The sequence below is a fragment of the Bradyrhizobium sp. CCGB01 genome (genome assembly GCF_024199795.1).
Lineage (GTDB): Bacteria > Pseudomonadota > Alphaproteobacteria > Rhizobiales > Xanthobacteraceae > Bradyrhizobium.
In genome coordinates this window covers 2,738,237-2,761,926 of the sequence record NZ_JANADK010000001.1, presented here as the reverse complement: position 1 = coordinate 2,761,926, position 23,690 = coordinate 2,738,237, and the positions used below count along the sequence as shown (strand labels likewise).

29 protein-coding genes and 3 pseudogenes are annotated in these 23,690 nt (G+C 59.1%); 14 read left to right on the top strand and 18 right to left on the bottom strand.

Going from position 1 to position 23,690, the window contains the following annotated elements; genetic code table 11:
* Positions 1–319: 319 nt before the first annotated feature.
* A complete protein-coding gene (locus tag NLM25_RS12645) occupies positions 320–1,234 on the top strand; it encodes a LysR family transcriptional regulator (protein ID WP_254117113.1) in 915 nt (304 codons plus the stop codon).
* 180 nt (positions 1,235–1,414) lie between these two features.
* On the opposite strand, the gene NLM25_RS12640 is transcribed toward NLM25_RS12645, so the two are convergent.
* The gene (locus NLM25_RS12640; protein WP_254117112.1) at positions 1,415–1,627 is read right to left on the bottom strand and encodes a hypothetical protein; all 213 of its coding nucleotides are present in this window, start codon (positions 1,625–1,627) and stop codon (positions 1,415–1,417) included.
* A gap of 195 nt (positions 1,628–1,822) precedes the next feature.
* Complete coding sequence (locus tag NLM25_RS12635; protein WP_254117111.1) at positions 1,823–2,047, bottom strand: hypothetical protein; 225 nt, start codon at positions 2,045–2,047, stop codon at positions 1,823–1,825.
* Positions 2,048–2,572: 525 nt separating this feature from the next.
* Between NLM25_RS12635 and NLM25_RS12630 the strand changes: the two are divergent.
* Both NLM25_RS12630 and NLM25_RS12625 read left to right on the top strand, forming a co-directional pair.
* Positions 2,573–2,791 (top strand): annotated as a pseudogene (locus NLM25_RS12630) (hypothetical protein).
* Positions 2,792–2,812: 21 nt separating this feature from the next.
* Positions 2,813–3,235: a hypothetical protein gene (locus NLM25_RS12625; RefSeq protein ID WP_254117109.1), complete on the top strand. Its 423-nt coding sequence runs from the start codon at positions 2,813–2,815 to the stop codon at positions 3,233–3,235.
* Between the two features lie 46 nt (positions 3,236–3,281).
* Here NLM25_RS12625 and NLM25_RS12620 read toward each other — a convergent pair whose 3' ends face one another.
* From NLM25_RS12620 to NLM25_RS12605, 4 genes are all read right to left on the bottom strand, one after another.
* Positions 3,282–3,521: a hypothetical protein gene (locus NLM25_RS12620; protein WP_254117108.1), complete on the bottom strand. Its 240-nt coding sequence runs from the start codon at positions 3,519–3,521 to the stop codon at positions 3,282–3,284.
* Positions 3,522–3,930: 409 nt separating this feature from the next.
* Positions 3,931–4,176, bottom strand: a complete 246-nt coding sequence (locus NLM25_RS12615) for a hypothetical protein (protein WP_254117107.1) — start codon at positions 4,174–4,176, stop codon at positions 3,931–3,933.
* A gap of 124 nt (positions 4,177–4,300) precedes the next feature.
* A complete protein-coding gene (locus NLM25_RS12610) occupies positions 4,301–4,519 on the bottom strand; it encodes a hypothetical protein (protein WP_254117106.1) in 219 nt (72 codons plus the stop codon).
* Positions 4,520–5,681: 1,162 nt separating this feature from the next.
* Entirely contained in the window at positions 5,682–5,858 is a 177-nt protein-coding gene (locus tag NLM25_RS12605; protein WP_254117105.1) for a hypothetical protein, read from the bottom strand.
* A 493-nt stretch (positions 5,859–6,351) separates the two neighbouring features.
* Here NLM25_RS12605 and NLM25_RS12600 point away from each other — a divergent pair, with 493 nt between their 5' ends.
* Both NLM25_RS12600 and NLM25_RS12590 read left to right on the top strand, forming a co-directional pair.
* On the top strand, positions 6,352–7,614 hold the full coding sequence (locus NLM25_RS12600; protein WP_254117104.1) for a site-specific integrase: 1,263 nt from the start codon (positions 6,352–6,354) through the stop codon (positions 7,612–7,614).
* A gap of 411 nt (positions 7,615–8,025) precedes the next feature.
* Positions 8,026–8,388: a hypothetical protein gene (locus tag NLM25_RS12590; protein ID WP_254124748.1), complete on the top strand. Its 363-nt coding sequence runs from the start codon at positions 8,026–8,028 to the stop codon at positions 8,386–8,388.
* Here the strand turns inward: NLM25_RS12590 and NLM25_RS12585 are convergent.
* The 3 genes from NLM25_RS12585 to rpsU all read right to left on the bottom strand — a co-directional run bounded on the left by NLM25_RS12585 (position 8,385) and on the right by rpsU (position 12,158).
* The gene (locus NLM25_RS12585; RefSeq protein WP_254117102.1) at positions 8,385–8,633 is read right to left on the bottom strand and encodes a hypothetical protein; all 249 of its coding nucleotides are present in this window, start codon (positions 8,631–8,633) and stop codon (positions 8,385–8,387) included. The two genes, NLM25_RS12590 and NLM25_RS12585, sit on opposite strands and share 4 nt — an antisense overlap.
* A 1,749-nt stretch (positions 8,634–10,382) precedes the next feature.
* Positions 10,383–11,447 carry an IS110 family transposase gene (locus tag NLM25_RS12580; protein ID WP_254117101.1) on the bottom strand — a complete coding sequence of 355 codons (1,065 nt, stop codon included), beginning with the start codon at positions 11,445–11,447 and terminating at the stop codon, positions 10,383–10,385.
* A 435-nt stretch (positions 11,448–11,882) separates the two neighbouring features.
* Positions 11,883–12,158 carry a 30S ribosomal protein S21 gene (rpsU, locus tag NLM25_RS12575; protein WP_254124215.1) on the bottom strand — a complete coding sequence of 92 codons (276 nt, stop codon included), beginning with the start codon at positions 12,156–12,158 and terminating at the stop codon, positions 11,883–11,885.
* A 425-nt stretch (positions 12,159–12,583) separates the two neighbouring features.
* On the opposite strand from rpsU, the gene NLM25_RS12570 reads away from it, so the two are divergent.
* The 3 genes from NLM25_RS12570 (at position 12,584) to NLM25_RS12555 (ending at position 13,869) form a co-directional block, all read left to right on the top strand.
* Positions 12,584–12,793, top strand: a complete 210-nt coding sequence (locus tag NLM25_RS12570) for a cold-shock protein (protein ID WP_254117100.1) — start codon at positions 12,584–12,586, stop codon at positions 12,791–12,793.
* A 439-nt stretch (positions 12,794–13,232) separates the two neighbouring features.
* The gene (locus NLM25_RS12560; protein ID WP_254117099.1) at positions 13,233–13,403 is read left to right on the top strand and encodes a hypothetical protein; all 171 of its coding nucleotides are present in this window, start codon (positions 13,233–13,235) and stop codon (positions 13,401–13,403) included.
* A gap of 310 nt (positions 13,404–13,713) precedes the next feature.
* Entirely contained in the window at positions 13,714–13,869 is a 156-nt protein-coding gene (locus tag NLM25_RS12555; RefSeq protein ID WP_254117098.1) for a hypothetical protein, read from the top strand.
* 18 nt (positions 13,870–13,887) lie between these two features.
* On the opposite strand, the pseudogene NLM25_RS12550 reads toward NLM25_RS12555, so the two are convergent.
* The 3 genes and pseudogenes from NLM25_RS12550 to NLM25_RS12540 all read right to left on the bottom strand — a co-directional run bounded on the left by NLM25_RS12550 (position 13,888) and on the right by NLM25_RS12540 (position 14,746).
* Positions 13,888–14,165 (bottom strand): annotated as a pseudogene (locus tag NLM25_RS12550) (DUF1488 family protein).
* An 18-nt stretch (positions 14,166–14,183) separates the two neighbouring features.
* Entirely contained in the window at positions 14,184–14,489 is a 306-nt protein-coding gene (locus NLM25_RS12545) for a hypothetical protein (protein ID WP_254117097.1), read from the bottom strand.
* Positions 14,486–14,746 carry a hypothetical protein gene (locus NLM25_RS12540; RefSeq protein ID WP_254117096.1) on the bottom strand — a complete coding sequence of 87 codons (261 nt, stop codon included), beginning with the start codon at positions 14,744–14,746 and terminating at the stop codon, positions 14,486–14,488. The genes NLM25_RS12545 and NLM25_RS12540 overlap by 4 nt, the downstream gene beginning before the upstream one ends.
* 373 nt (positions 14,747–15,119) lie before the next feature.
* On the opposite strand from NLM25_RS12540, the gene NLM25_RS12535 reads away from it, so the two are divergent.
* The 3 genes from NLM25_RS12535 to NLM25_RS12525 all read left to right on the top strand — a co-directional run bounded on the left by NLM25_RS12535 (position 15,120) and on the right by NLM25_RS12525 (position 16,763).
* Complete coding sequence (locus tag NLM25_RS12535) at positions 15,120–15,458, top strand: hypothetical protein (RefSeq protein ID WP_254117095.1); 339 nt, start codon at positions 15,120–15,122, stop codon at positions 15,456–15,458.
* A gap of 486 nt (positions 15,459–15,944) precedes the next feature.
* Complete coding sequence (locus tag NLM25_RS12530; RefSeq protein WP_254117094.1) at positions 15,945–16,211, top strand: hypothetical protein; 267 nt, start codon at positions 15,945–15,947, stop codon at positions 16,209–16,211.
* 321 nt (positions 16,212–16,532) lie between these two features.
* Complete coding sequence (locus tag NLM25_RS12525; RefSeq protein WP_254137152.1) at positions 16,533–16,763, top strand: hypothetical protein; 231 nt, start codon at positions 16,533–16,535, stop codon at positions 16,761–16,763.
* Positions 16,764–16,946: 183 nt separating this feature from the next.
* On the opposite strand, the gene NLM25_RS12520 is transcribed toward NLM25_RS12525, so the two are convergent.
* From NLM25_RS12520 to NLM25_RS12510, 3 genes are all read right to left on the bottom strand, one after another.
* Positions 16,947–17,174 (bottom strand): hypothetical protein, encoded by a 228-nt coding sequence (locus NLM25_RS12520; protein ID WP_254117092.1) that lies wholly within the window; start codon positions 17,172–17,174, stop codon positions 16,947–16,949.
* 339 nt (positions 17,175–17,513) lie between these two features.
* Positions 17,514–17,801 carry a hypothetical protein gene (locus NLM25_RS12515; protein WP_254117091.1) on the bottom strand — a complete coding sequence of 96 codons (288 nt, stop codon included), beginning with the start codon at positions 17,799–17,801 and terminating at the stop codon, positions 17,514–17,516.
* Positions 17,802–17,885: 84 nt separating this feature from the next.
* Positions 17,886–18,071 (bottom strand): hypothetical protein, encoded by a 186-nt coding sequence (locus tag NLM25_RS12510; RefSeq protein WP_254137151.1) that lies wholly within the window; start codon positions 18,069–18,071, stop codon positions 17,886–17,888.
* A gap of 613 nt (positions 18,072–18,684) precedes the next feature.
* On the opposite strand from NLM25_RS12510, the gene ligD reads away from it, so the two are divergent.
* The 3 genes and pseudogenes from ligD (at position 18,685) to NLM25_RS12495 (ending at position 20,636) form a co-directional block, all read left to right on the top strand.
* Entirely contained in the window at positions 18,685–19,605 is a 921-nt protein-coding gene (ligD, locus tag NLM25_RS12505; RefSeq protein WP_254124213.1) for a non-homologous end-joining DNA ligase, read from the top strand.
* A gap of 178 nt (positions 19,606–19,783) precedes the next feature.
* Positions 19,784–20,242: an Hsp20 family protein gene (locus tag NLM25_RS12500; RefSeq protein WP_254117088.1), complete on the top strand. Its 459-nt coding sequence runs from the start codon at positions 19,784–19,786 to the stop codon at positions 20,240–20,242.
* A gap of 71 nt (positions 20,243–20,313) precedes the next feature.
* Positions 20,314–20,636, top strand: a pseudogene (locus tag NLM25_RS12495) (hypothetical protein).
* A 1,294-nt stretch (positions 20,637–21,930) separates the two neighbouring features.
* Here the strand turns inward: NLM25_RS12495 and NLM25_RS12490 are convergent.
* From NLM25_RS12490 to NLM25_RS12480, 3 genes are all read right to left on the bottom strand, one after another.
* Positions 21,931–22,164 carry a hypothetical protein gene (locus NLM25_RS12490; RefSeq protein WP_254117087.1) on the bottom strand — a complete coding sequence of 78 codons (234 nt, stop codon included), beginning with the start codon at positions 22,162–22,164 and terminating at the stop codon, positions 21,931–21,933.
* A gap of 264 nt (positions 22,165–22,428) precedes the next feature.
* The gene (locus tag NLM25_RS12485) at positions 22,429–23,055 is read right to left on the bottom strand and encodes a hypothetical protein (RefSeq protein WP_254137150.1); all 627 of its coding nucleotides are present in this window, start codon (positions 23,053–23,055) and stop codon (positions 22,429–22,431) included.
* A 12-nt stretch (positions 23,056–23,067) separates the two neighbouring features.
* Entirely contained in the window at positions 23,068–23,382 is a 315-nt protein-coding gene (locus tag NLM25_RS12480) for a hypothetical protein (RefSeq protein ID WP_254117085.1), read from the bottom strand.
* Positions 23,383–23,690: the final 308 nt, after the last annotated feature.

Sequence of the window (23,690 nt, the reverse complement as noted above, 5' to 3'; positions counted from 1 at the left end):
CCAATTCCCGAGTTGTTATTCATGGTGCGCCTCGTAGCGACTTATTCGTGTCACAGAAGCTAGGTGGCGCGCCTGGCCGACGTCTAATCGATAATAAGTATTCCAACTATCTGCCGGATCGATCCATCCGTCTCATGCGCCTTAAGACACCATTCGAGGGACGCCGAAAAGCCGAGAGCCAACACATCGCCGGCAACATCTCGCAACCGCAACATGCGAAATGCGGCCGATCGAAATACGGCAAGGACGAGCTCATTCCGATAGTGCACGACGATACAAATTGTTACGGTCCGAGGCTGCATTCACCGGGAGGCCTGGGGTGAACCTACGAAGTATTGACCTCAACCTGCTTGTGATACTCGACGCGCTCCTCACGGAGCGCAACGTGAGCCGGGCTGGCGAGCGCATCGGTCTCAGCCAATCGGCGATGAGCGCGGCTCTCGCGCGACTGCGCGAAGTCTTCCACGACCCATTACTCGTGCGCGTTGGGCGCGATCTGGCTCTAACGCGAAATGCGGAAGACCTCATCGTCCCGCTGAAAGAATCGCTTAGCAAGGTCGAACATCTCCTGCTGCGTCGTCCTGGATTCGACCCTGCGACCGATGCGCGGACGTTCTCGATCAGTGCGTCCGACTATGCGGGGTTGGTCCTGCTCACGCCGCTCGTGAGGATGATCTCCAACGAGGCTCCGAACGTGACGATTCATCTACTGCCTCGTGCTCGCGACGCCGCGCGCGTGCTGCAGACGAACCAGGCGGACATTGTCATCGAGCCGATCGAACTCTTCGGACCGAACGACTATCCGACGGCCTCGCTGCTAAGCGATCGCTGGCTCTGCGCCGTCGATGCAAATCACCCCGACGTCACAGGCGATATATTGAGCGAGACGCAGTTTCTCGAGCTCCCGCATCTCGTCTACGGCATCGGAGACGATCGGCAGCTGAACCTCGCCGACCAACATCTTGCCAATGCTGGCGTTCAACGGCGTATTGAGGTGACGGTCGAAAGCTTCCTGTTGAGCCCATTTCTTATCAAAGGGACGCGGCTCATCAGCCTCGTGCTGGAACGGGCGGCCAGAAGACTGATTGGCACGGTCGATATCAAGCTGCTGGAGTCCCCAATATCTGTCCCGGACATCCACGAGGCCATGTACTGGCACCCACGCCATACGACCGATCCAGCACACAAGTGGCTAAGAGAGAAGCTGCTTAACGTCGCGCAGCAACTGGATTGAGCCTCATCCACTCACATTCTGCATCGCGACTGACTTTGCGCGATCTTTTCGGCGAGCGTGCTTCCACCTCGCCAGGCTAATGTGATGTCTGTGGGTTATGGTGCGCTCGGAGGGAGGTCGCATTCGTTTTAATTTCAAGCGGTTACGGGAAGCGCCAGAGCTTACTCCCATTGGTTTCAATCAAAAGGTGGAGGCCATTCCCGTCGGGAGCTTGTAGGGCTTCTCCCGCGGCCTTGCGGCCAGCACGCCAACCTGAGTGAGCATGGGTACACTCACTGGCGCGCCGTCGTTACTCTGCTCGAAGGCCGCTGTTTTCCCAAATTCGACGGGCTGATGGGCGGGCGATATACGCGCGCTGTCCGCGCGTTCTTCGATCGCGAATACGGTATCCACGGCGAGACCCAAATATCGAAGCCACATCAGCCAGCGAACTTGGGAGCATCTTGGAAGAAGCGCGACCTTAAACGGCCGTGATCCGGCGACAATCTTAAGGCCCGGGTTCTCCGAACGACGCCCGGGTCTCGTTTCCCGGCGTCCCTGAGTGACCGAAATCTGTGATCGCTGCCAAACGGGGATGCTACATGGTCTTTATGCCGGGTTCACAACGGCATAGCCATGCTTGATCGCAGCTTCGAACACTTCCTTTAGACCCGCATTGCGCAAAACTTCATCAGCTGAGCTGAAGTCCCGTACCGGGCGCCAATCGAAGCCATTCTTGGGTTCGGGCAGCACTGTTGCGTTGAAAGCGTAGGCAGTCCGTCCCGGCCGTTCGCCGTCTGACCCTTGTTCGACGTATTTTTGCAATCGGTTCATTCGCGCCCCCGTGGATCGCTCCATCTTTGATGCGAGAACTCAACCGCAAAGGATGCGTCAAGGCAAGCGACAGCGCGCCGGATCAGCGGCGCGCTTGGCATCTGCCGGCATTGCTGCCAGCGCATCCAGTTCGGCGCCCTTGTCCAACGACGTCCCGGCGACGCGGTCCAGATCAGGGCCTAACGCCTTCGGGCGGGTCACGCGTCGGATGGTCCGCTCCGGCTTGCCGGTCTTCCCTGACGTACCGGCGACGAAGCTGGCCCAAGTTGGCCACCTTCGCCTTGCCGCCGCCGGCCTTGCCCGGGCGGCCACCTTGTCGGCGTCTCCGGATGCACCGCTTCATAAGTCGCCTTCCGCTTCGCTATCAGCTTCGCACGTTGCGCCGCCGTCAGATCGCGGCAGATAAGGCTTTCGACGTTGCGAGATTGTTCCGGGAGCACGCGAGATTTACCGAGGCCTAGGAACGCTATTCATCGTCGCGATGTTCGGTCCTAATCGGAGGCAGGCATTGCGGAGTTCTCTTTCATGGCTACCCAGATCGTGATGGACCACAGGCGACAGCAGACACTTCTTCGAGCAAACCGATCCAAGCGGCTTGCCGAGGCTGAGTGGCGTTTAAAGAAGCTGATCGACCAAGGATTTACCGCCGCCATGCGGATGGCGACTGGCGATCTAAACGTCGTGCGGACATTTGATCCGACGGCGGAGGAAACGCTTTCCTATCCGCGCCTTGTCAGCGGATAGACGGCGTTCGCCGCGCGCAAAATGTTTTTGTTCAGACGAAACGGTGCCGGCAGTGCGCGTTTGCGCGCTATGCGTGCGCTTTATCGGAGCTTCATCGAGGAAAATGGGCCGGAAGCGCGTGCGCGCCGCCTTTTGCGAGAATGGTTATCTCCAGAGCAGCGTGCGCAATTTGATGCCGAAGGCTTCTTCGATGTCACTGGATCCCACACCGGCCGACGATACCGAATTCATCCGGGCACCATGAGCAATGTTTGGGAGCTTGATGAAAAAATGGAGCCCAAGACGGGGTGGTGTTTCGTTCCTGAACGGCCCCTAGGAACTTGCGACGTGATGCTCGCCCAGAAGATCGCGCTTGAAACCGACGAGGCCGCAGTGATCGCGCTTGCAAACCGGGTTTCTCCGAGACCGCCCTCGCGGCCCCGAATGGTGCGGCGCGCCTATTAGTCCTGCTCATGGGCGGGGCGGCCGCTTAGGGCGGCGGCTGTGTGGCTCAATCGGACTTGGTCCGCGCACTGATCTCTTTGACCCTTTGCAGCGCTCGCTCGAATTCCGATCGGAGATACTGCTCATGGGCGAGGTCTGTTGGCGCTGCCAGGAATGCAATCGTCACGAGAAAGCGGTTCAGCAAAGACGCAATTTGAAGATTGTCGGAATGTTGCGAACGCAAAGCCGTGAGTTGCCGACGCATCTCAATCAGATCGATGGTCTCATGATGCGGCTGCTCTTTCAAATGAAAACTCGCGTTCGTGGCTAGAAGTTTTACGAAGCCGCCGCCCCGAGTATCGTGGCCCGACGACCTCGCCATGGTGACCCCGGGCGGGGGCAATGTCCGGTGCAGAGAGGTTAGCGCTCCGCAGCTTTGGTGCAATCAAAGACCCGGATTAAGCTTGATGTCGTCGCGGAAAGTTAAATCTGGAACAAGCGCTGCTGTCGCGCGGCAGCATGCCAGCGTGGCGCCGGCATGCCTTGCAAGTGCAATATGGCCGATCGGCCGACGCCGAGGGGATCATCAAAGAAGTAGAAGGTGCGCCGAGGGACTTCCGGCATTAGCGTGCCATTGACTTCAATCATCGCAACCGTTGCGGGGGCGCCTTTTCGCAAGCCGATTTCCAACTGGAGGCTACGGCTGATCGTGCTGCCTAGGAGGCCAGCCGAAGATCGTATCGGCGCTTCAACCGATCGCTTGTGACCTTGGCGGCATATTGAATGCGGTCGAGATCGCCTCCGTCGTTCGCTATGACACACAATTGCCAGTTGGTGTCCTGTGCTTGCCGGGCCTCGTATTCGACTTCTACTGAGACGACATGTTCGGAGCCGGGGAAACTACGGATGTCCTGAAGCGCAATGCGTTCGAGGTCCCCCTTTGAAATTAAAGCTTTTGCCATCTTCATCTCCTGAGTTGGCAAAGGGCCGCCGAACGGTACACCCTAACCAACCGACCCTGCGTGGCAAAGTTCCTATGGGGGCTGCAATGCTTCAGTCCTTAGGCCGAGTCGCACAACGGGCCTATTATTGAAGACCGCCGATGTCGAACGCGCCAAGGCGGTAGTCTTCAGCGACCGATTGCTCAGTCGTCGGCTGCGCGATCAAAGTGAACGTCGCATCGGGGTAGCGCGTCCAAACCTGAATGTCTTCTGAAGTGACCGTCAGATATCCGAAAAAGCACTTGTATCGACCAGGCTCGGTCGCTCGGCCGATTTTGTCCCAATTGATCTTGTTAACGCGCATCGCTAGCTCCACTCGTTCTCAGGCAGCGAACCGGGCGGGGGTTTAAGTTCTTCGAGGCCGGCTTCGATCAACGCCAATTCTTCTTGGATTGCTTTGGCCGCGTTCTCTGGGTTGATACCGACACGGATTGCAGCTGGGCGAGCACCTTGCGACGATGTGCCAGCAAGTCGGCCAGAGCGCGTCGGTCCTGTACTTTCACGTAGCCGGCGACGATTAGTTCCATGGCCTTTGACACGTTCGTCGTTCCCACCCTTGGTTATCGGAGGCGGCTAAGTTCTGTCAGACCAGCTTCGATCATAAGATATTCGACGCCTTCGCGATGTCTTGACGTATCGTTTCAAGCGGGCGTTCGGTTTCCATGGCCGCTTGTTGCCATCGCATCGTTTACGAGCAGTTACGGATCGGGAACGGCCCGGAAATCTTTTCTAAATGGTTCATGGATATTGTTCTGCGGCATGGATCACGAGGACGCATCGGCGGCTTGGTTAGTTCCAGCTCTCAGGCGAAGCTACGCTCGCCGCCGCGCTCAGAGCGGCCGGCTCGCTTTCCCGACCCACCGCGGCGGCCTGTGCCGCCGCGTATTTAGCTGTTGTAGATCGCGAATGACGAACGATCGTACATCGACGCGTCCGTGGTCGGTTGACGAAGAGGCGGAATTGCTCTCGCTCTTTGCCGCTGGTGCCACTGCTGAGGAGGTCGGCGAGCGGCTGCGCCGCACCCGACAAGCTGTTTACGCTCGCTTGCAGCGCTTTCAAAAACAGCGGGGGCGAGCGAGTAGGAAGAGTGGGAAGTCATTTGCTCAGTTGCCGCCCGCGCTGAGGCAACCCTTGCAAAAGGCGCCAAGCTGAGCCATCGCATTGGGATCGTCTGATGACAAGCCCGATTGATGACGAGTTGCTCCGCGGTCACCGCCGCCGTGGAAGACTTCGCGCCAGCTTCCTCACCTGTCACCGAACAATTGTGAGACGTTGAACAAGTTGATCATCACCAGACTTCAAACCGTGCTCTTCCCGCATGCGAAGGCGTTCGACAAGCGGTAATTCCGGCGTCAGCGGCCTAATTTGGAAATCACCATGGCCTGACAGACATGCAGGCCGCCTCAGTTGGCGGCCGCTTTTTGCTTCACCGCGAGAATGCGAAGCTTTCAAAGATTGGCCGGCACTTACGCGGCGACGTCGAACGATGCGATCAGGGTACGTAGGTCTTTGGCCAACCCGCGATAGTGTTCGCTTGCACGCAGATAAAACTCGCGATTACTTCCATCCGATTGTTTGGCGATCAATTCGCATTCAGCTGCGAGGCTTTCAAAACGTTCCAGTTTGGCTTGAAAACCAATCATGTGGCGTTCCCCCAAAACTCGTTACTAAAAGGGACGCGAAAGATATTCGCCGAATTAGGTCGGTGCGAACATCGTTATGGACCATAATATCTTTTTGCTCAGGGGCGATTTCCGTTTTCGCATCGCAACCAAACCGATCTGTGGCGCGCTCCTATCTCGTCGGTAATTCCTTGCCCAGCGTCAGCAGCGTCACGTACGTGCCGCTCAGCGAGCGCTCAGGCGAAGGCGGGCGAGACACGCCACGATCAATCCACCCGACAGATGATTTGGAATAATGGTCGGAGCGAGAGGATTTGAACCTCCGACCCCTAGTCTCCCAGACTGATCTGACTATTTTCCAATTGATGCCGCAGGCTTCCGCTGGATTTCGTCATATATATAACTGCTTGAAAATGTACAGAAAAATCTGTATTCTCATTTCCATTGCTTTCCAATCGGTTCCGCTGAATAGATAATCCCGTGGCTACTCGGTGGCTACTCATGGGAGAAAGCGATGCCGATATTGAAGCTGGGCCGCCGATCGGTCTCAAGCCTGCCGGCCGTCAGCAAGCCAACCATTTTTTACGATTCTGACCTTAAAGGGTTTGGCATCAAGGCGATGCCCACGGGCGCCCAGTCCTGGATCGTCGAGTATCGCCCTGGCGAGGGCGGCAGGGGCGTTCAAAAGCGCCGCATGGTCATCGGAACGCCGTCTACCCTATCCCCAGAGAAGGCCCGCGAGGCCGCGGAGAGGCTACTCGCGGAAGTCAAGCTGGGAGGCGATCCGGCGGCCGAGCGCGCCAAGGCCCGCCGCGCGGATACCGTCAACGATATTCTCGATGCGTACATCAGAGAGCACGCCACGCCGCATCTCAAGGCGTCTAGCACCGACTTGCTGAAGATCTATTTCGACAAGCACATCCGGCCGGCAATTGGACACAAAAAGTCGACAACGATTGCCAAGGGCGACGTCGCCAACCTTCACCGAGCGATCGGTAAGACGCTGCCAGTAACGGCAAACCGGGCGATTGTCGCGCTCAAGGCCGCCTATAACCACGCGATCGAGCACGGCAGCATTCCGGAGACGATCAAAAACCCCGCCGCAGGCATCAAGATGTTCGACGAGCAACCGCGAGAACGGTACCTCACGGAGGAAGAACTGCAACGCTTGGGTGATACGCTCCGAGAAGCCGAAACGACTGGCCTCCCCCATGTTGTCGACCAGACCAAGCAGTCGAAGCACGCCCGGAAGACGGAAAACCGTTTCACCAAGATTGATCAGCATGCGGCAGCGGCAATCCGCCTATTGCTCTTCACCGGCTGTCGACTACGGGAAATCCTGCACGTCCGCTGGTCCGAGTATGACGCAGGTCGCGGGCTGCTCTTCTTGCCCACCAGCAAAACCGGACGAAAGACTGTTGTGCTGTCCGCGCCCGCAATAACCATATTAGATACACTACCTCGGATTGGCGCCTATGTGGTTGCCTCCGAGTCTGCCGGCCAGAAAGACGAGCGTCCACGCCACGATCTCAACCGGCCATGGCGCGCGATCCGCAGGCACGCCGGCATCGAGGACGTCCACATACACGACCTGAGGCATTCATTTGGCGCCATTGGCGCGGGCTCCGGTCTCGGACTACCAATCATCGGCCGCCTGCTGGGACACACTCAGGCCGCCACCACCGCGCGCTATTCGCACGTTGCGATCGATCCTGCCAAGCGGGCAGCGGATCTTATCGCTGGGCAGATCTCCGACGCCATGAATGGCGGGAAGTAGAGCGCCCGCCCCTCTTTCGTGAGCGGGCCAGGGCGCGGGGGCCGCGGTAATGTTGTGTTGCAGTAAAATGAGCAGTTAGCACAATTGAGTAGTTCTCAAAATAAATCAATGGCTTAACAAAGGATATAGAAAGCAACCAGGACCCTGGTTAGTTTAATTGCCATCACCGCGCGGTATGTGGCAAACATCGTGATGAGAACGCGACAATGCGCTCCCGCCTTCCTCTGACGGAAAGGTGCAGCGCATGATCAAGCGTCGCAACCGAACCAAGCATACGAAAACATTTGAAGAGAGATTGGCCGAGGAGGCTGCGCGGTTCAGGGAGGCTGCAGCCCAATCGCCGCCCGGCACCCAGCGCGAGCTATATCTTAGACGAGCCCGCCAGGCCGATACCGCCGCTCACATCAATGAATGGCTGACATCGCCGGGCTTACAACCGCCGACCGCGCTGGAGAATATGCAGGAAGGAAGACCGGCAAAGCGAGATCGAGTCGGCTCAGATTAGAAACCCGTGCGCTAGTTGCCGCATTGAACGAAATGGCAGAGTCGTTCGGCAGTTCATTTACCGTCGTTCAAGCGACAGGTGACGACACAACAACGCAAATTTGGGTTGCGCTAGCCAAACCAAGCCAGGCGCTGACTTTGGTGCTGGCAGCCGTGCCTGAGGGCTGGACGGCCGAAGTGTTGGATGTGGCTCTGACGCCAACGCAACAGCGGACCTTTGAGGAGCTTCGCCTCGCGCCCGGGGATGTTTACAGGCTGGACCAAGCTTAAGTTGTCTTCCGCCTTTCGCTTTCAGCCATGTTCGCGGCTCTCAGAAGCTCCTCGATGTACGCGGCGATGTCGCCAATCGCAGCCCGCAAGTCGGCCTCCGAAATGCCCTGCCCCTTGGCAGCCTCGATGAGACGACGCGTGAGTTCTGCTACATCCTGCGACGCGCCCGCTGCCTGGTACTGCTCGACCGCATGAATGCAGTTCTCCGCCCAGAAATCGATGAACTCGCGGGCCTTGTCTGACATGTGACGCCCCCTGTTGGGACACGCTTAGCGCGCCCTACTCAAAAGGGACAATCGAAATCACGGTTCCGTAAATGAAAGGCTCTTGGGAAAGCGGCAGCCCGCCTCAACTTGCGCTGCGGCATGCTGCGCGCTCGGCTCGCGCTCGCGCGATTATAGCGCGACCGGCGCTCCCACCTACAGACAGGCCCGCCGCAGGCGAAAGTCGTAGGAACGAGCCATCATCGCATTGCATTTCTTTGTCGGCCTACTCGAACATGGAGGTATGAATGCGAAAAATTGCACTTGCAGCCTTGGCTGCCGGCGCGATCTCCCTCACCGCTGTCGCTCCGGCCGAAGCCCGGTGGCATGGCGGATGGCATGGCGGCTGGGGTCCAGGAATTGGCTTTGGCCTTGCCGCTGGAGCACTGGCCTTTGGCGCCGCCGCTGCGGCATCTCCCTACTACTATGGGTCAGGCTATTATCCAGGCTACTACGGCCCGCCGTATGGCTATTATGGCCCCCGCTATTACCGCCCCCGCATTTTTTACCGGCCTTACGCATGGGGCGGGTACTACGGTCCTCGGTACTATGGCGGATGGGGACGTCCAATTTACGCTGGCTGGTAACTCAAAAAAAAAGAGCATGCGCCCCACCCTCGTGGGTGACGCGCTACGGTGGCATGCCTCCGCACGGAACCTTTCTTAAAGTCCATTTTAAGGAGTTTTCAGGGAGGTATTGCAGGAGGAGTATCGCAGATGCCCGAGTCACATCGGCGGTGGAGTGAAGAAGATATCTCCGAGCTCAAGAGCCTGGCGGGGAAGATGCCAGTTGGTCAGATTGCCGCTAAACTGAGCCGGAGCGAAGGTGCTGTCATGGTGGAAGCTTCGAAGTTGAAGCTCTCGCTTCGCGTTCATCGAACGCACACCCGCAAGCCGCCTCGGCTTAGCTCGCTGCCCTGCGCGTCAAGATACCCTAGCGCCGAGAGCTGATTCTCGCGCTTTGCGACGATATTCGTCCACCTTGGGTGACATGAGGTGGAAACCGCGCCGGGGCACGTGGGTTGCTACAAATTAGGCCGTTTCCAAATCCAGTTAGGACATTGGGGTTAATGCGGACAGTGCCAGTCCGCCTTACACTTCCAGCTCTTTTTTGATGCGCTCGCGAGGCCGGATGTGCTGCATCTGAGTGGCGAAGAAGTTGTTTAGAAGCCTTTGCGCCTCCGTCGTGTCGGCTCCGAGGCGGGCAAGGTGCGCGATTCATAAACGTCCGCTTACCAACACAAAGGGGAAGTCTGCCAGCTTGAGCGTGGTCGGCGGCTTGTGACCCAATGTATGGTCCGGCCGTGCGGTGCAAGAAGATTTCGACGATCAGCAGATGCGGTCTTGCATCAATGTATCCGGCCTCTGCTTGGAACGCAGTACTCCGGGCCATCATGGATATCAGCGCGCGTGCGAGCTGATTAGCGGACAGGCCTCGACCGGGCCATTCGGGTCACCAGTGTTCGCATGCGCCGGGAAGACCGATCCTCCATTTCGTCTCGTCGTCTCGCAGACCTTGGCGGGTAAAGGATGTTGGTTACGTCATCGATAGCTCCTCAGTTCGCGCTGTTCCTTTGTTCGTGCCTGGCGGTCGTTCCTTCGTCCCGGCCTGCGCGCGCAGACGCGCCGCGCGCAAGGGGCCGTCAAGGGCCGGCCGTCGTGCTGCCCCGGCGTCATGCGCTCCCTGCTGCCAGGCCGCGCCTTGAGGGCCCCCCGGAGCACGGCGCGAGGATCAAGCAGGTCGGGACGAAGTCTCCTCCGTCTGGACGCACGCGAAGGCGCGTTCCTTGTTGAGGACCGCCCAGGCGATCCGGGCGAGCTTGTTGGCGAGCGCAATCGCCAGCACATTGTGGTGCAATCGTTTCTTGGCGGCTTCGATCCGAGATTTGAGGCCGTAGCGCTCCCAGCACTTGACCTTGACCAGCACAACCCACGCGGCTTGCACGAACAGCGCACGCAGGTAGCGATTGCCGCGCCTTGAGATGCTGCCGAGGATCGTGCGGTCGCCAGTCGATATCTGCTTCGGCACCAGTCCAAGCCAGGCGCCGAAGTCGCGGCCTTTCGAGAACACGTCTCCCGCGCCGATTGCGGCCACCATTGCGCTCGAGATGATCGGGCCAATGCCAGGCACCGTCATTAATCGCTGGCAGGCCTGATCTTGACGGGCCAGCGTTTCGATCTCGCTCGATAGTCCCTCGATACGCTCATCCAGCCGGCGCCAATCTTCCGCCAGACCCTCGATGATGCGCAACATGCGAGGCGAGAGCACATCGGTGCGTGTCGCCAAGATACCCGGCAACTCGGACCGTAGGGCATGCAGGCCTTGCCGCACGGCGATGCCCCGCTCCAGCAGGAACGCACAGATCTGATTGATGACGCTGGTACGCTGACCGACCAATCGATCGCGGACGCGGTGCAGCGCCTGAAGGTCGAGCTGATCGTCGGTCTTGGTCGCGACGAACTTCATGGTCGGGCGTTGAACCGCCTCGGCGATGGCTTCCGCATCTCGGAAGTCATTCTTCTGTCCCTTCGAATAGTGGCGCACGTATTTCGCCGGCATCAGGCGGGCGTCGTGGCCAAGTATTTGGAGCTTGCGACTGAGATGATGCGCCCCGACGCAGGCCTCCATGCCAATCAGGCAGGGCAGCATATTCGCGAACCGTGCTGCCACCTGGCCCCGCGACCACTTTTGCCGCAGGACAATCTCCCCGCGCGTGTCCTGACCGACAATGTGGAAGGAGTTTTTACCGATATCGATACCAACAATGGCAGTTCGAGCATTGATCTGTTGGGACATGACGTGCTCCTCGTCTTTGGCGCCCCTTACCAGCTTCCATCGCTGGCTGGGCGGGAGCACGGCCGGACCATCCCACTAGCGGAAGTGAGTTGGATCCACGCGAGAGGGCTACGCCACAGCCAGCCGGCTTTCTTGACCCGTTCTGCTCCTGCTGAAGATAGCGCTGCTTCGAAAACTCGATTAAGAACGATTTGCACCTCAATGGCGACGTCTTTCAGTTCATCCCTGGGTCAAACGTCGCGCGCCAGACTGGCCAGCGATTCGATCGCTTCCAGCTCGGCTTCGAGCTGAGTTCGGAACTCCATCCCCTCCTCGCCGGAATAGAGCCCCGTATCGTCCCAGATGTCTGAAATTATAGCGCGTCACTGGGCGCCTTGTTGCCTTTGGCGCTCCGATCGGGACAGCACGCCTGTCGCTTGCTTGAGTTTGGACACTTCAGCGAGCGGTAGCGGACGTCTGCGGGAGGGGAGGCTTGCGCTCAGGAAGTTTCTTTTTTGGCGGCGCTGGCAGCAAACCTTCCCTGATTGCCTGCTTGCGTGCGAGCTTGCGGGCCCTGCGAATGGCTTCGCCCCTTTCGCGCGTCTTTCTTTCGGAAGGCTTCTCATAGGCGCGACGCTGCTTCATTTCACGAAAGACGCCTTCGCGCTGCATCTTCTTCTTCAGAACACGCAGCGCTTGATCGACATTGTTGTCGCGGACAAGAACCTGCAATTGAAACTCCTTGCTGGCTGCGAAATACGACGATCCTACACGCAGCCAAATGCGCAGGGAGTTCGTTGCGAATGGGATAAAGTGAGCGCGACTGCGGAGTCTTCGCCTGTCTCGAACGAGCGTTGACTCATCGCGGCGATGCGCGGCACAGTGGATGCGAGGTGAACACCCCAGCTCGGCCAAGTCAATCGATAACGCCCTTTCGTTCCCAGATGGCCTCTCCGGAACTGCCTGAATCCATGCGCCGAGAACAATGTGGGTGCCTGCCTTGCAAAAAACCGAAAGATATGTATATTGGGCGTATTCGATCAGCCGCTGTGCCTTGTTGAACGCGCCCGCGGGCTCCTTTTCCAAAGACATCGACGAAGTTGAAACGACCGCGTGATTGTCGCGCGGCATGCGCTTGCGCGCTTTGGAGAAGAAACATGACGGCAGGTACAGTGAAGTGGTTCAACGGCCAAAAGGGCTTCGGATTCATCCAGCCGAACGACGGCAGCAGCGATGTGTTCGTGCACATCAGCGCGGTTGAACGTGCTGGTCTTTCGGGTCTCGCCGAAGGCCAGAAGGTCAATTACGAGCTCAAGACCGACAAGATGCGGGGCAAGGTCAGCGCAGAGAATCTCTCGCTGGCCTAATCTCGAAGCGCCGTTTCACGGATGTACTGGAGCGGCGATGCTGCCCGCTCGATCCCCGGATTGAGCGGGTTTGCCGGTTTTGAACGGATGAATGATGAGCACGAGAAAATCGGCCATACTTTCACCTGAAGCAATAGCTCGCGCTGATCGTCAGCGCTTGGCTGCCGAAGAAGGCGTGCGGGCAATCGCAGATGTCGAAAAGCATGCGATCGACGTTCGCAAGAACATGAGACGGCTCCGCGAGCTGCGCGAGGCCAAAGAAGCCGCGGACGCGGCCCTTGCGGCGACATTGCCGACACCAGCGGCCAAGAAGCGAGCGAGATCCGAACAAAGCGCTCGCTATCGGCACATAAAGGCGCACTGTCTGCTACCACCGAGCGGCCCTTAGCATCTATCGGTGATGTGAACGCAAGTTGCTAGACGTTCTCCAGTACAACCTATGACCTTCGAATACCGCCTGGCGCAAGAGGCGATCAATCTCCGCTTACAGGCGAAGGGCATGCCCGCAGGCATCCGTCGTTCGGAACTTTTGCGCAAGGCGCGGCAGATCGACGTCGCCGGGGAGATCAACAATTGGCTGTTCTCACCGGGCTTACGACCGCCATCTTGAATTTTGTGGTCTCGTTCTTGTCCGACGTGTTGACCTTCAGCCTGCCAATTGGAGACAAACCTCTATCGGGATTTTACTCTCACCCTCCCGGGGCTGGTAAGCCGCCGCCTGCGCTTGATTTAAGCGGGCGGAGTTTTTGCTTTGAGCTAGTAAGCCATTGGAGGGGTCGTCCAGCAGTCGAGAGTATTTTCTCATATTTCCAGGAACGCCGCTCGAAGACCAACTTTGGGTTTAATCACCTTTCCGAATCCCTGGGCACGATCGGTGACCGAGAGCTTGTTGCTCCCGCTCGAAACCGCGGGATGCACAAGTGAAAAAAGTGCTGATAAACAACGAGATCAAAAATCTTCGCGTGTTGACATTATCTGGGATGGACGCCCTAAGCCTGGCGATGATCCAGTGCGCCATCGAATTGCTGGAAGCCGACAAGGCGACCCTTAGGCGGCAAGGCTGCCCGCATACCTAAGCGCGACCGCTTACTCCCCTAAGTCCTAAAATCGATGCCTCGCAGCACGATGCCGGGCGGGGTGCCTTCGAACTCCGTCGCGCGATATTTAATTGCCGTGCTTGCTTCAATGCGGCCCGGCAGGCGGATGAACTTGGCTTCTCGCTGCTCGGGCCTGACTTGCGGGAGGCGCTCAAATAGTCCATCGCAGAGGTGGTTATCGCACAAGGAATCTCCTTGGCACCGTCGTGCATCGAGAACCGTACGATCATCCGGTCATACTCGTGACCGATAAAGCGGCCGCGGGTCAATGTCATAGCCTGCTCCAGTACGCATTAGTCGCCACAACCCTCTCCGCCGAGCCGGAGGAAATCATCAAACAGTGCCGATACCAGGGCGCGGTGGCGCGTGTCCTCGGCGGGTAGGCTTGCAACGTAAAGGTTGAGCAGATAGCGCGCTTTCACTGCCGCCTCAGGCCATGAGGTGGCGGGCACCGTCATCAGGCGGTTTTCGAGATCGGACTCGCGTTCGCGCAATTCCCTGACATTGTTCTCGACCTCGGCCAGCGCGCGGCGCAAATCGGTCGCCTTCTGAGCGGCCATGCCGCGGTGCTTGTCGAGATCGACGGGAATATCGGTCATCGGTGGTTCATATCGGCGCGTCGGGCGTCCGCGAGGTCGACCGAACCAATCGAGCGCACCTCCGTCGCGCCCTGGACGGCTTCCGACGGCACCGTGATCAGGGTGGCGACACGGCGCCAGACCGCAAACGACAGCCCATCGATCATTTCCTCATCGGTGACGACTTCGTAGGGGCCTGCCGGCAATTTGCGCGCGATGCCGCGGATGTGGAACGGATGCTTGAATGTGACGGTTTCCTGCCGCGAACGGATGGTCATGTGCGCCTGCCTTCTTGTGAGAACGGCCTCAACCGACACCGGCGATCACGACCATGCGCCTTAAGCAGGGCAATAGCCAGCACTATCGAGGCCACCGGGCGCGCGGCGTTTTAGTCCTCGCTATCGGCGTGATGCAGGCATAAGGTCATCCGCATCACCGCATGTTCCACTACGGCATCGACCGGTGACTGAGGGTCACGTGCGCTCCCGCCGAGAAACCAGTCACTGAAGCACGACTTCGTCGTGCTCGTGCAGGAGCATGCAATGCCGCGTTTTCGAGCCTCGGAGTGGGTCGTTCCGCCCGTCATCGTTCCGCTGTTACTTCTACTGCTTGTCGCTGCAGCGGCGCTCTTCCATGGCTAGGCCAATCCGCGTGCTCTACCTCGTCTCTGGAACGAACGAATACGGCTGCGCCAATCACGGGCGCGGCAGCGCGACCCTCGCGCTGCGGCTTGCGCGAAAACTGCTGCGCGACGGTTACATTGACGTGCGCGTCTGCACGCCGCGCGGCCGCGTGCTGCAATCTGACGAACTAGACGAACTCAAACCCCAAGCGAAGCCTCAAGACGAGATTTACATGGCCAAGGGAGAGCAACGCGGCAATCGCGAAGTCAATAAACCGAAGAAAGAGAAGGCTACGGTGATCGCTGCGGCGCCAAGCCGTAAGGAGGCCGCTCGGCAGCCGGATTTCGGGCCGTTGAAGAAAAAATAATGAAGGGCTGTCCGGCCAATAGCCTACCTTTGGTGCATCCTGTCGATCGTCACTAGCTGGTGCCAACTGGCGATGTCCGGTCTTGAAGACTAAACGGACACGGGCCCTACCTCCGCGCAAGGCTGATTCGGGTTTATGAGTACACCCTAGCGCACCCGCAAGGCTATCAAGACAGTCGATGCTGGCGGACTTCTCCTGGCTTCATTTGCAAGGCCGCCGCATCCTCGGCGCTCAACTCCCGCTGGACTAGGCTGGCCCTCCAGCCCTCGGGGATCGCATCGAGCACGTAGTCGACAGCGTTGTCGCGCTCCGTCGCTGCAAGCCAGATCTGGCGCTCGCCGCTGTCAGTTATCACCCGCACCAAATGAACCCTTCATGGGCCTACAAGCACAACAATGCGCATTGGTTGCATGGCAACCCTAGCTGAATTAGGCAGAACTCCAAATTTGGAGTTAGGAAGACTGGATCAAATATGGAAAGCTGCGCATGAAGCACGCCGAAGGACGACCCTATGCGGACCGGGAGTTGGCTGCCCGAAAGCTCGTCGAACTCGCGGCCAGTATCGAGCCGGTGCAGGACGGCCGCATCTACATCGAGCGGATCAACGCGCCATTCCTATTCAAGCTGAAGGCCAGCGGCAGCGAGTTCGGCGCTGGGATTCGGTACGCCGTCGAACGCGGCTGGCTGATGCTTCACGAGAGCGGCACATATGTGAAGCTGCTCCCGCCTGGCGAGGATCTTCTCGCGCGATAGGAGGGCCTCTCCGGCGGGAACGCGCTCCGACCGAGGCGGCGGGTGCCCCATTCGTCCCAAATTAGAACGCTGCCGGGCTCGAAATACGCGTCCCGGCAGCGTCTTATTCTCTAACTGAGCTCTGAAATCCCAGTTGGCTTCAACTTTGCAATGGCCGTGCCACAGGTGTGTGACACCCCCGTCGGCTCACCCTGGCCTGTTTCCGTCAGTGGCCGAAGTTGAATTTCGCCACGGCCCCAGAGGAACCTAGCGGAACTTTCTTGCCTTAGCACGGCTTTGAGCGCTTAATGGGTTCCATCGACTGCGGCTGAGGGCCGCCAGATGCCAGAGTATCGGGTGTACGCGATCGGCGAAGATGGCAACATTAGCCTGCGCCTCGACTTGATGTGTGCAAACGATGACGCCGCAAAAGAGCGGGCTAAAGTACTAGCAGATGATCGAGTTATCGAACTGTGGCAATTCGGTCGCAAGATCGGAACGTTCAAACCCGACCCCTTAAAAAATGAACGGGTGGCTGGTTGGCTCAAGGGTGAGCTACGTCCCCCGAAGTAAGGCCTCCGCTGGCGGTTTGGCACAAGCTGCACATCACAACGGCACCAACCGATGTTATAATCAACCATGGGTCTAGATGTCGCGTACAAGATCGCTGTGATTGTGTTGGGCACTTTGCCGGTTGTGCTAACTGCCGTAGCCTTGTTCGCGCTTTAAGGCCCCCCTCAATTGGCGGCCTCTTTGCTAATTTGATTGCGACGTGATCTCGCGAACGTCACCCGGCCGGAGGTTCAGGGCCTCCGCCTCCTGCTTGCTCAACTGATTGTCGAGCAGGGCCGCACTCCATCCTTCCGGAATGATATCCAAGACCGCCTCAACCGCTTCGTCGCGAGGGGCCGCCACAACCCAAAGCTTATGCTCCCGGTCGTCGGTCGTGACCCGTACCAGGTGGATTTCCGACACACTTGCCATAACGCATTATGCGCACGACTTGCTGATGTTCCAAAACGTAGCCCGCCTCTGCTGGCACAAGGAACGAGTCTCCAGCGGAGAGGATTAAGATTTCGGTCTGTGGCGCGATACCTGGATCACTCCAGACTCCAGCTTCGCGACATCCACCCGGGACGGCCCATCGTCCGGACGCGCGTTTGGCGATGGGCCGGTTCTCGCAAGGCGCCTCAGCCTCTTCCTTAGGAACAAGTGGCAAGCGTCTGGATTGGTGCTCTGCTTCGGCACCCATGCTCCCCCCTGCGTGCCGGACGGTCGAGAGGCCCAGCCGCCCCCCTGGCTGGGGCCTTGTCTTTGGCGCGGCTATCGGGCGTTTCGAGAGCCATTGATTGCAAGCCGCTGGTTGCCCCGCTCGAAGTCTGGCCGAATCTCGGCGCCGCGATTACCGCAAACCCGGCAGACGAACCGCGGCTCAAGATCCGAGAGCCCGACGCTGTCGTGCCAGCAGTCAGCGTCCAGGGCGACGTGATGGCCACAGTGGCAATAGACCAGGACGCCGCGCAGGCCCATCTCGCGCATCTCGCCGAACGTGATCTTCATCGGCCGGCCGTCGGGGTGCGTGGGCGTATGGCGGCGGACAGGGCGAGGCATGCCGACATCGAAACGCGGCGCAAGGCAGAGTCAAATTATCGATTCCTAGCGGCGGGATGCGCGCGCGAGCTACTGCCAGTGGTGTTACCCGTCGCTGCGCTTCATACCTTCCGCAATCGCATGCTCGACCTCGGCAGCAAGCACGCTCAGATGATCTGCCAGCCGGGTAAATAGTTTTCGCTTCTTTGGATCGCTTGCCAGATCTCGGATCAGCGCACACTCGGCCGCATCCGTGCGGAGCTTTTCCAACTGAGCCCGCATATCTTTCATTGCAGCTACTCCAGTCCCGCCAACCGAACTCTATAGCCAATGTTCACGAGTGAACAGAACAGATTGCCAGTTTTTCCTAGGCTCGCGGCGCCTGACGATCCCCATACCGCCAAGGCCTCCCAGTCGCGCCAAAGGAACGACAGCGGCGCGCGGACAGTTGAATCGTCGCCAGCTCCCTGCAGAGCTGACGGAGCGGCCCCGGCCTTAACCCCAAGCCTCTGCGAGCCGGGGCCGTCTCTCCGCCGTTGCTGTATCGGAGTAGCCTATGCGTTCCTCGCCCTCAATCGTGCCGGCCGACCGCCTCGACCGCGACATCTATCTGGTGGCGGACGACTTCGGGCGCGCAGGGAGCGCTTGGCGCGAAACCGACATGGAATCGGCAGACCTCGAGACGGTCCTTCAAGATCTTCTCGCCGGCGAGTATCGACGGCCGAGCAGGGTTGCCTTCAACACGTCGGAGCGCTGGTCAGAAGAGGTTTCCGAGGACGTTTGCTCGCGAGATCCAGCATCGGTGCAATCTGCAGCTCACCGACATTCCTTCGAATCTCCAGGAATTCGTCGATCGCTACGCTGCCCAAGACACGCGGCAATACAGCTCGCGCTTGGTCTAGCCGTGGCATTTCAACGGAAAAAGCACGAAACGCTGGGCATCAAGGCGCCCTTTCCCGGCTTCATCGCGCCGGCCCTGGCAGCCTCGATCGATCGCGTGCCATCCGGCGAGCGCTGGTTTCATGAGATCAAGTTCGACGGGTATCGCGTCCAGGTGCATCTCGCTAACGAAGCCGTCACCGTATTCACCCGCCGGGGGCACGACTGGACCAAACGCTTCAAGAAGGTCGCCGACGACGCCTGGCACATTAAGGCGAGCTCGGCCATCATCGACGGCGAAGTCGTGGTACCGGCCGCCGATGGCAGCACCGATTTCTCCGTCCTGCAGAACGAGCTAAAGGGCCGCTCGACCAAGATCGTACTCGTCGCCTTCGACCTGCTCTACCTCAACGGCCGGGATCTACGGAAAGTCCCCCTGCTCCAGCGCAAGGCCGCGCTGAAGAAGATTATCGCCGGCAGCGACGTCCAATTTAGCGAGAGTTTTGAGATCGACGGGGGCGAGATGTTCGCCCATGCCTGCAAAGTCGGGCTGGAAGGCGTCGTCTCCAAGGTGCGCGACAGCGTCTACCCGGTCGGCCGCAGCAATAATTGGGTCAAGAAAACATGCTCCCAGCGCGAGACGCTCACCATCGCCGGCTTCGCCCTCGATGAGGGCAAATGGGACTGCATATATCTCGGTAGGCGCAAGGGCGAGGACCTGGTTTATGCCGGCAAGGTCGACCACGGCTTCGACAAAACGTCAGCCGCCGAGTTGCGTAAGAAGCTTCAACCGCTCGTCCGAAAGACACAGCCCTACGCCAAGCGGATCGCACTCAAAGGCATATGGGTCGAGCCGAAGCTGCTTGCCGAGATAGAGTACCGCGCTAAGTCGGCCGAGGGGAAAGTACGGCATCCTTTCTTCAAGGGGTTGCGCGAGGACCTGTAACGGCGGTGATCGGTGGCAAGATTTTTTCAACCCCTCTTGAAACCAAAGCCGGCTTTGCTAATTTTTTTGTCGCCATCAGACGATGGCATCCGGGCGCCTGATGGGGCCCGGGCCAAGAATCGGGCACCGATTGTGTCCGGGTCGGCTCGTAGACATCTTGCTCTTAGGAGGATTTGCTATGCGCACCTACGATTTCGCCCCGCTCTGGCGCTCGACCGTTGGTTTCGACCGCCTTTTCGACCTCGCAGAAACCGCTCAGCGGGCCAGCGAGGACAATTACCCGCCTTACAACATCGAACGGCTGGTGGATGATCGCTATCAGATCTCGCTCGCGGTGGCGGGTTTCTCGCCCGACGACATCGTCATCACCGCCGAGCAGAACGTGGTGACGGTCGAAGGCAGCAAATCCGACAAGACTGAGCGTGATTTCCTCTATCGCGGTATCTCGACCCGCAGTTTCAAGCGGCAGTTCAACCTCGCAGAATATGTCCAGGTGAAAGGCGCCGCGTTCGACAACGGCTTGCTGACCATCGAACTCGTTCGCGAGATCCCGGAAGCCATGAAGCCCCGCCGGATTGCGATCGGCGATGTCTCGGCCGGCAACATGCGTAGGCTGGAAGCCAAAGCTGCCGCATAGCGCTGGCGCCCTTGGAGCCGTGCGACAAATCGTGCGGCTCCCACCCATTCGTCAATGAAAAGGAGAAGACCATGCGGCCGACGACCGCTGACGACAATGTTTTCGACTTCAACGCTCTTCTTCATCCCGGCACGGTGTTTGAAGCACCGAGAGACGTGCTGGATCATCCGGCCCTGACGTTGGCCGAGAAGCGCGCAATCCTGGCATCATGGGCGTCCGACGCGTCCGCGATCGCTTTTTGCCCGTCCTTGCGCGCCGCTGCCGGCCTCGAGAAGCCGGTGTCAATCGACGAGATCTTGGACGCGTGTGCGCCTTGGACGGTGGCCCCCGGACGCCACCCGGCGGAAAGCTTTACCGTCTCCGCTCGACCGAACGTGCGGCTGCGGCGGCGTAGTTTCGGAGGTCAGATGATGATGGACGAAAAACTGGCGCGGCTTCGCTTCCATCACGACAAATCTCCACCGCTACCGCTCCACCGCTACCGCCGCCTGCTGAGCATCGGCTCTCAGATCTCGAGCGCGCGTTCTTGATTAAGCGACTCTCGGAGGAGCAAATCGCTATTGATGCGCTATCGACGACGACTTTCCCATTTTCCTTGAATCTCGACAGTCCACCGCCGGTGCAGCATACAGGGTAGCTTAGCTTCAATGCTGGAGATTATGTTGATCGATCGCAATCGTCGTGGTTGGGAATGGCGAGTTTGCGACCAGTCTGGCAATGTCCTGGATAAGGGCCGTGAAAGGACGCGAATGGCCGCGAGATATCGCAGCTATCAGGCGATGTTTCTATTAGTCGCAACCGGAGCCCGATTAATCGATCCGGGGCCGTTGGCGCCATAATGTCCTTCCTGACCGGCCCGGGGCACCCAGGTAGGCGCCACTCCCTGAGGGGCTCTCCCGGTTTCCGTAACTCGCCGGTGTGGGCATTTGGGTGCTAGTGGCAGCGATGTTCGCAAGTGACCCCAAGCACTCACGCGTAATGACACGCCAGCCGGATTGCTCGTAATGCCAACAACCGCCCCTAGCGGAAAGCTCTCGCGACCCGAAGTCCGACTTGTCGGCATACAAAGAAAGAATTTTTCAACCCGATTTCAAAGGCCTTTTGCGCTATAAAGTAGTGCCGTGATGGTCGATGGGTGTAAGGCTCCTACGCAAACGGCGGTATCTCGAGCAGGGTTCCGATCAGTCGCAACAATGCTTGCTGTTCGGGTCCCTTCCCATCACGCAATAACTCGCCCAACTCGATGTGAGATAGCCGGCCACCAGAGGGCGCATTGGGCTGGTGAAAGATAAAAGCGTAACCGTTAGCAGGCTCGCGTGCGATGAACCACGTGTCGCCATTTGGGCTCCGATAGAGCTCCCGCCGGTCTGACACTTCTCCTCCTAGCTGCCTCCCAAACTGCGGAATGCTGATGGACGCTTGCGAAGGACACGAGAACTCACTGAAAATACGAAAGCTGATCTTCCGTAACGATCCGCTCGATGTTCTCGGACTTGCACTTGATACGGTATCTTACTCGTCCATCGGACTCGATCGCATGTGCTGTACGATCGTGTAGATCATCTGCGGTTCAGTTGCAGCACGTCCTTGTGGGCCTTGAGGTTGGTGGCGAACCTCTTCATTTAGCTTATAGGCATATGACATGTTATTACCTCGACGTTTTCGGCTCTAGCGGCTGCCTCTAGTACTCAAGAATGGATTTCGTAGCCTCGAATATCTGTTCCGCTGTTGCCCTTGATCGTGCCCTTGGTCCAGGCCTGAAACGCCGTGACGTAGGCGCTCTTGTAGGCCGCCTCGTCTGCAGAAAAGTAGACTTCGTCTGTGGCCGTATCCAGGACAAGCGCTCCCTTATCGATGCAAATTTCCTCGATTAAAACCAGACGCTCTTCTTGCTCCGCCAGATGAAGTTTTACAATGCTCATTTGATCTCCTGCTTGGCACCGACCATATCACGTTCCCGATGCACCTGGTAAAAGCCCACTCAGGGACAGGAGCGGCAAGAGGCTGAGCATGGACCGACGATCTGTTTGCTTCTATTGGCAACGTGACAACTACTTAACGGCTGTTCCGCTTCGGGCCAGAAGTTGACGTCATCTCGCTTGGGTTCGCCGAGGCCCCTGCCAAGTGTACCGGTTTGCTATCAAAAAAGGCCCCGCAGTGCGGGGCCCTTGTGAGGCGGACGAGACCTATCGCCTCCCTCCCGCGCCGTAAAGCTCGCGCTCGCGGCCGATGTCCTCGGGAGACAATGGCGGGCTTGCGGCATCGAAGTCGGTCCAGCCAGCCTTTTGCCAAGCGGAGCTGCGCTCCTGAAGGTTGACAGACCTCTCATGGAGAAGCGCATCGAAGCGTGTGCGATCGTTGTCAGGCACCTTCGCGGACACGAGGGTGCCGCCACGGCGAACCCCTTCCGCATAGCGAGATGCGTCTTCCCTGGAGACGCCGGCTTGGGTGAGCGCGCCGACGATGCCGCCTGTGGCCGCACCTGCGGCCGCGCCGGCGGCCGTCGACGCGAGCCATCCCGCAGCCACGACCGGCCCGAGACCGGGAATGGCCAACAGGCCGAGGTCGGCGAGAAGGCCTGCCGCGCCGCCGAGGCCGGCGCCAATGCCGGCACCCGCGCCGGCCCCTTCGGCGCGATCGTCGACGCCGTCGCGGTCACGGTCGACTGTGCCCCTCTGCGAGCCGTACCAGCTGTCAGAATTGTTGGCGACGATGCTGATGTCGGAGTGCGGCACACCGGCGCTCTCGAGCCGAGTGACGGCCCGCTCTGCATCGGAATAATTGTCGTAGAGCCGAGAGATGGTGGTCGTCATGCGATCTGCTCCTTATTTTGTGGGATTGACGTTGCCCTGGAAGTCGACGCTGACGTCGGTCTTGGTGCCCGCCTTGTCGGCCTTGCCGCGCCAGACGCCTTCATTGTCCTTCTGCAGGCCGGAGACGTTGGAATATCCTGCCTCCTCGATCCGCGATTTCGCTTGGCCCTCGGTGAAGCTGTTGCGGCCCGAGACTGGCGCGTTTGAATTGTTCTTTTCGGAGCTGTTCACGGCGTTGTTGCCAGGACCGCTTTGCGCGGGCTGCGACTGCGCGGCCGCAGATGCGAGCAGCAACAACGTTGCCGCCAGCAAAGTTAGACGTGACATGCCTTGTTTCCTCCAAGTGGTTGTGCTGGCGACAACAATTGACAGTCGAACTGGTTGCTACGGCGGGGAAGTGCGGCAGCTGGCGGGCTTTAAATGCAGTTAGGAACGATTGCCCGATGACCCGTTTGCCCTCCAGCTGTTGACCCACATCATCGGGCGATCGGGCCAAAGCCAAAGCGCTGGCGTTGAACGAAGCCGCCGGACCGAAGTGGCCTTACTGCATCGGCTGGCGCCGCCCCTCATGAGTGACTGCACTGCAGAGTCGTTGGCGAGTTCGACAAAGTTCCGTGCCATCCTTTGGCAATTTG

What these genes read in the sequence shown, in the direction of transcription:
- NLM25_RS12635 (WP_254117111.1), bottom strand. Translation starts at nt 2,047, where the DNA reads ATGAACCGATTGCAAAAATACGTCGAACAAGGGTCAGACGGCGAACGG.
- NLM25_RS12625 (WP_254117109.1), top strand. Translation starts at nt 2,813, where the DNA reads ATGTTTTTGTTCAGACGAAACGGTGCCGGCAGTGCGCGTTTGCGCGCT.
- NLM25_RS12615 (WP_254117107.1), bottom strand. Translation starts at nt 4,176, where the DNA reads ATGGCAAAAGCTTTAATTTCAAAGGGGGACCTCGAACGCATTGCGCTT.
- NLM25_RS12610 (WP_254117106.1), bottom strand. Translation starts at nt 4,519, where the DNA reads ATGCGCGTTAACAAGATCAATTGGGACAAAATCGGCCGAGCGACCGAG.
- NLM25_RS12605 (WP_254117105.1), bottom strand. Translation starts at nt 5,858, where the DNA reads ATGATTGGTTTTCAAGCCAAACTGGAACGTTTTGAAAGCCTCGCAGCT.
- NLM25_RS12600 (WP_254117104.1), top strand. Translation starts at nt 6,352, where the DNA reads ATGCCGATATTGAAGCTGGGCCGCCGATCGGTCTCAAGCCTGCCGGCC.
- NLM25_RS12590 (WP_254124748.1), top strand. Translation starts at nt 8,026, where the DNA reads ATGGCTGACATCGCCGGGCTTACAACCGCCGACCGCGCTGGAGAATAT.
- NLM25_RS12585 (WP_254117102.1), bottom strand. Translation starts at nt 8,633, where the DNA reads ATGTCAGACAAGGCCCGCGAGTTCATCGATTTCTGGGCGGAGAACTGC.
- NLM25_RS12580 (WP_254117101.1), bottom strand. Translation starts at nt 11,447, where the DNA reads ATGTCCCAACAGATCAATGCTCGAACTGCCATTGTTGGTATCGATATC.
- NLM25_RS12570 (WP_254117100.1), top strand. Translation starts at nt 12,584, where the DNA reads ATGACGGCAGGTACAGTGAAGTGGTTCAACGGCCAAAAGGGCTTCGGA.
- NLM25_RS12560 (WP_254117099.1), top strand. Translation starts at nt 13,233, where the DNA reads ATGACCTTCGAATACCGCCTGGCGCAAGAGGCGATCAATCTCCGCTTA.
- NLM25_RS12545 (WP_254117097.1), bottom strand. Translation starts at nt 14,489, where the DNA reads ATGACCGATATTCCCGTCGATCTCGACAAGCACCGCGGCATGGCCGCT.
- NLM25_RS12540 (WP_254117096.1), bottom strand. Translation starts at nt 14,746, where the DNA reads ATGACCATCCGTTCGCGGCAGGAAACCGTCACATTCAAGCATCCGTTC.
- NLM25_RS12530 (WP_254117094.1), top strand. Translation starts at nt 15,945, where the DNA reads ATGAAGCACGCCGAAGGACGACCCTATGCGGACCGGGAGTTGGCTGCC.
- NLM25_RS12525 (WP_254137152.1), top strand. Translation starts at nt 16,533, where the DNA reads ATGCCAGAGTATCGGGTGTACGCGATCGGCGAAGATGGCAACATTAGC.
- NLM25_RS12520 (WP_254117092.1), bottom strand. Translation starts at nt 17,174, where the DNA reads ATGGCAAGTGTGTCGGAAATCCACCTGGTACGGGTCACGACCGACGAC.
- NLM25_RS12515 (WP_254117091.1), bottom strand. Translation starts at nt 17,801, where the DNA reads ATGCCTCGCCCTGTCCGCCGCCATACGCCCACGCACCCCGACGGCCGG.
- NLM25_RS12510 (WP_254137151.1), bottom strand. Translation starts at nt 18,071, where the DNA reads ATGAAAGATATGCGGGCTCAGTTGGAAAAGCTCCGCACGGATGCGGCC.
- NLM25_RS12500 (WP_254117088.1), top strand. Translation starts at nt 19,784, where the DNA reads ATGCGCACCTACGATTTCGCCCCGCTCTGGCGCTCGACCGTTGGTTTC.
- NLM25_RS12490 (WP_254117087.1), bottom strand. Translation starts at nt 22,164, where the DNA reads ATGAGCATTGTAAAACTTCATCTGGCGGAGCAAGAAGAGCGTCTGGTT.
- NLM25_RS12485 (WP_254137150.1), bottom strand. Translation starts at nt 23,055, where the DNA reads ATGACGACCACCATCTCTCGGCTCTACGACAATTATTCCGATGCAGAG.
- NLM25_RS12480 (WP_254117085.1), bottom strand. Translation starts at nt 23,382, where the DNA reads ATGTCACGTCTAACTTTGCTGGCGGCAACGTTGTTGCTGCTCGCATCT.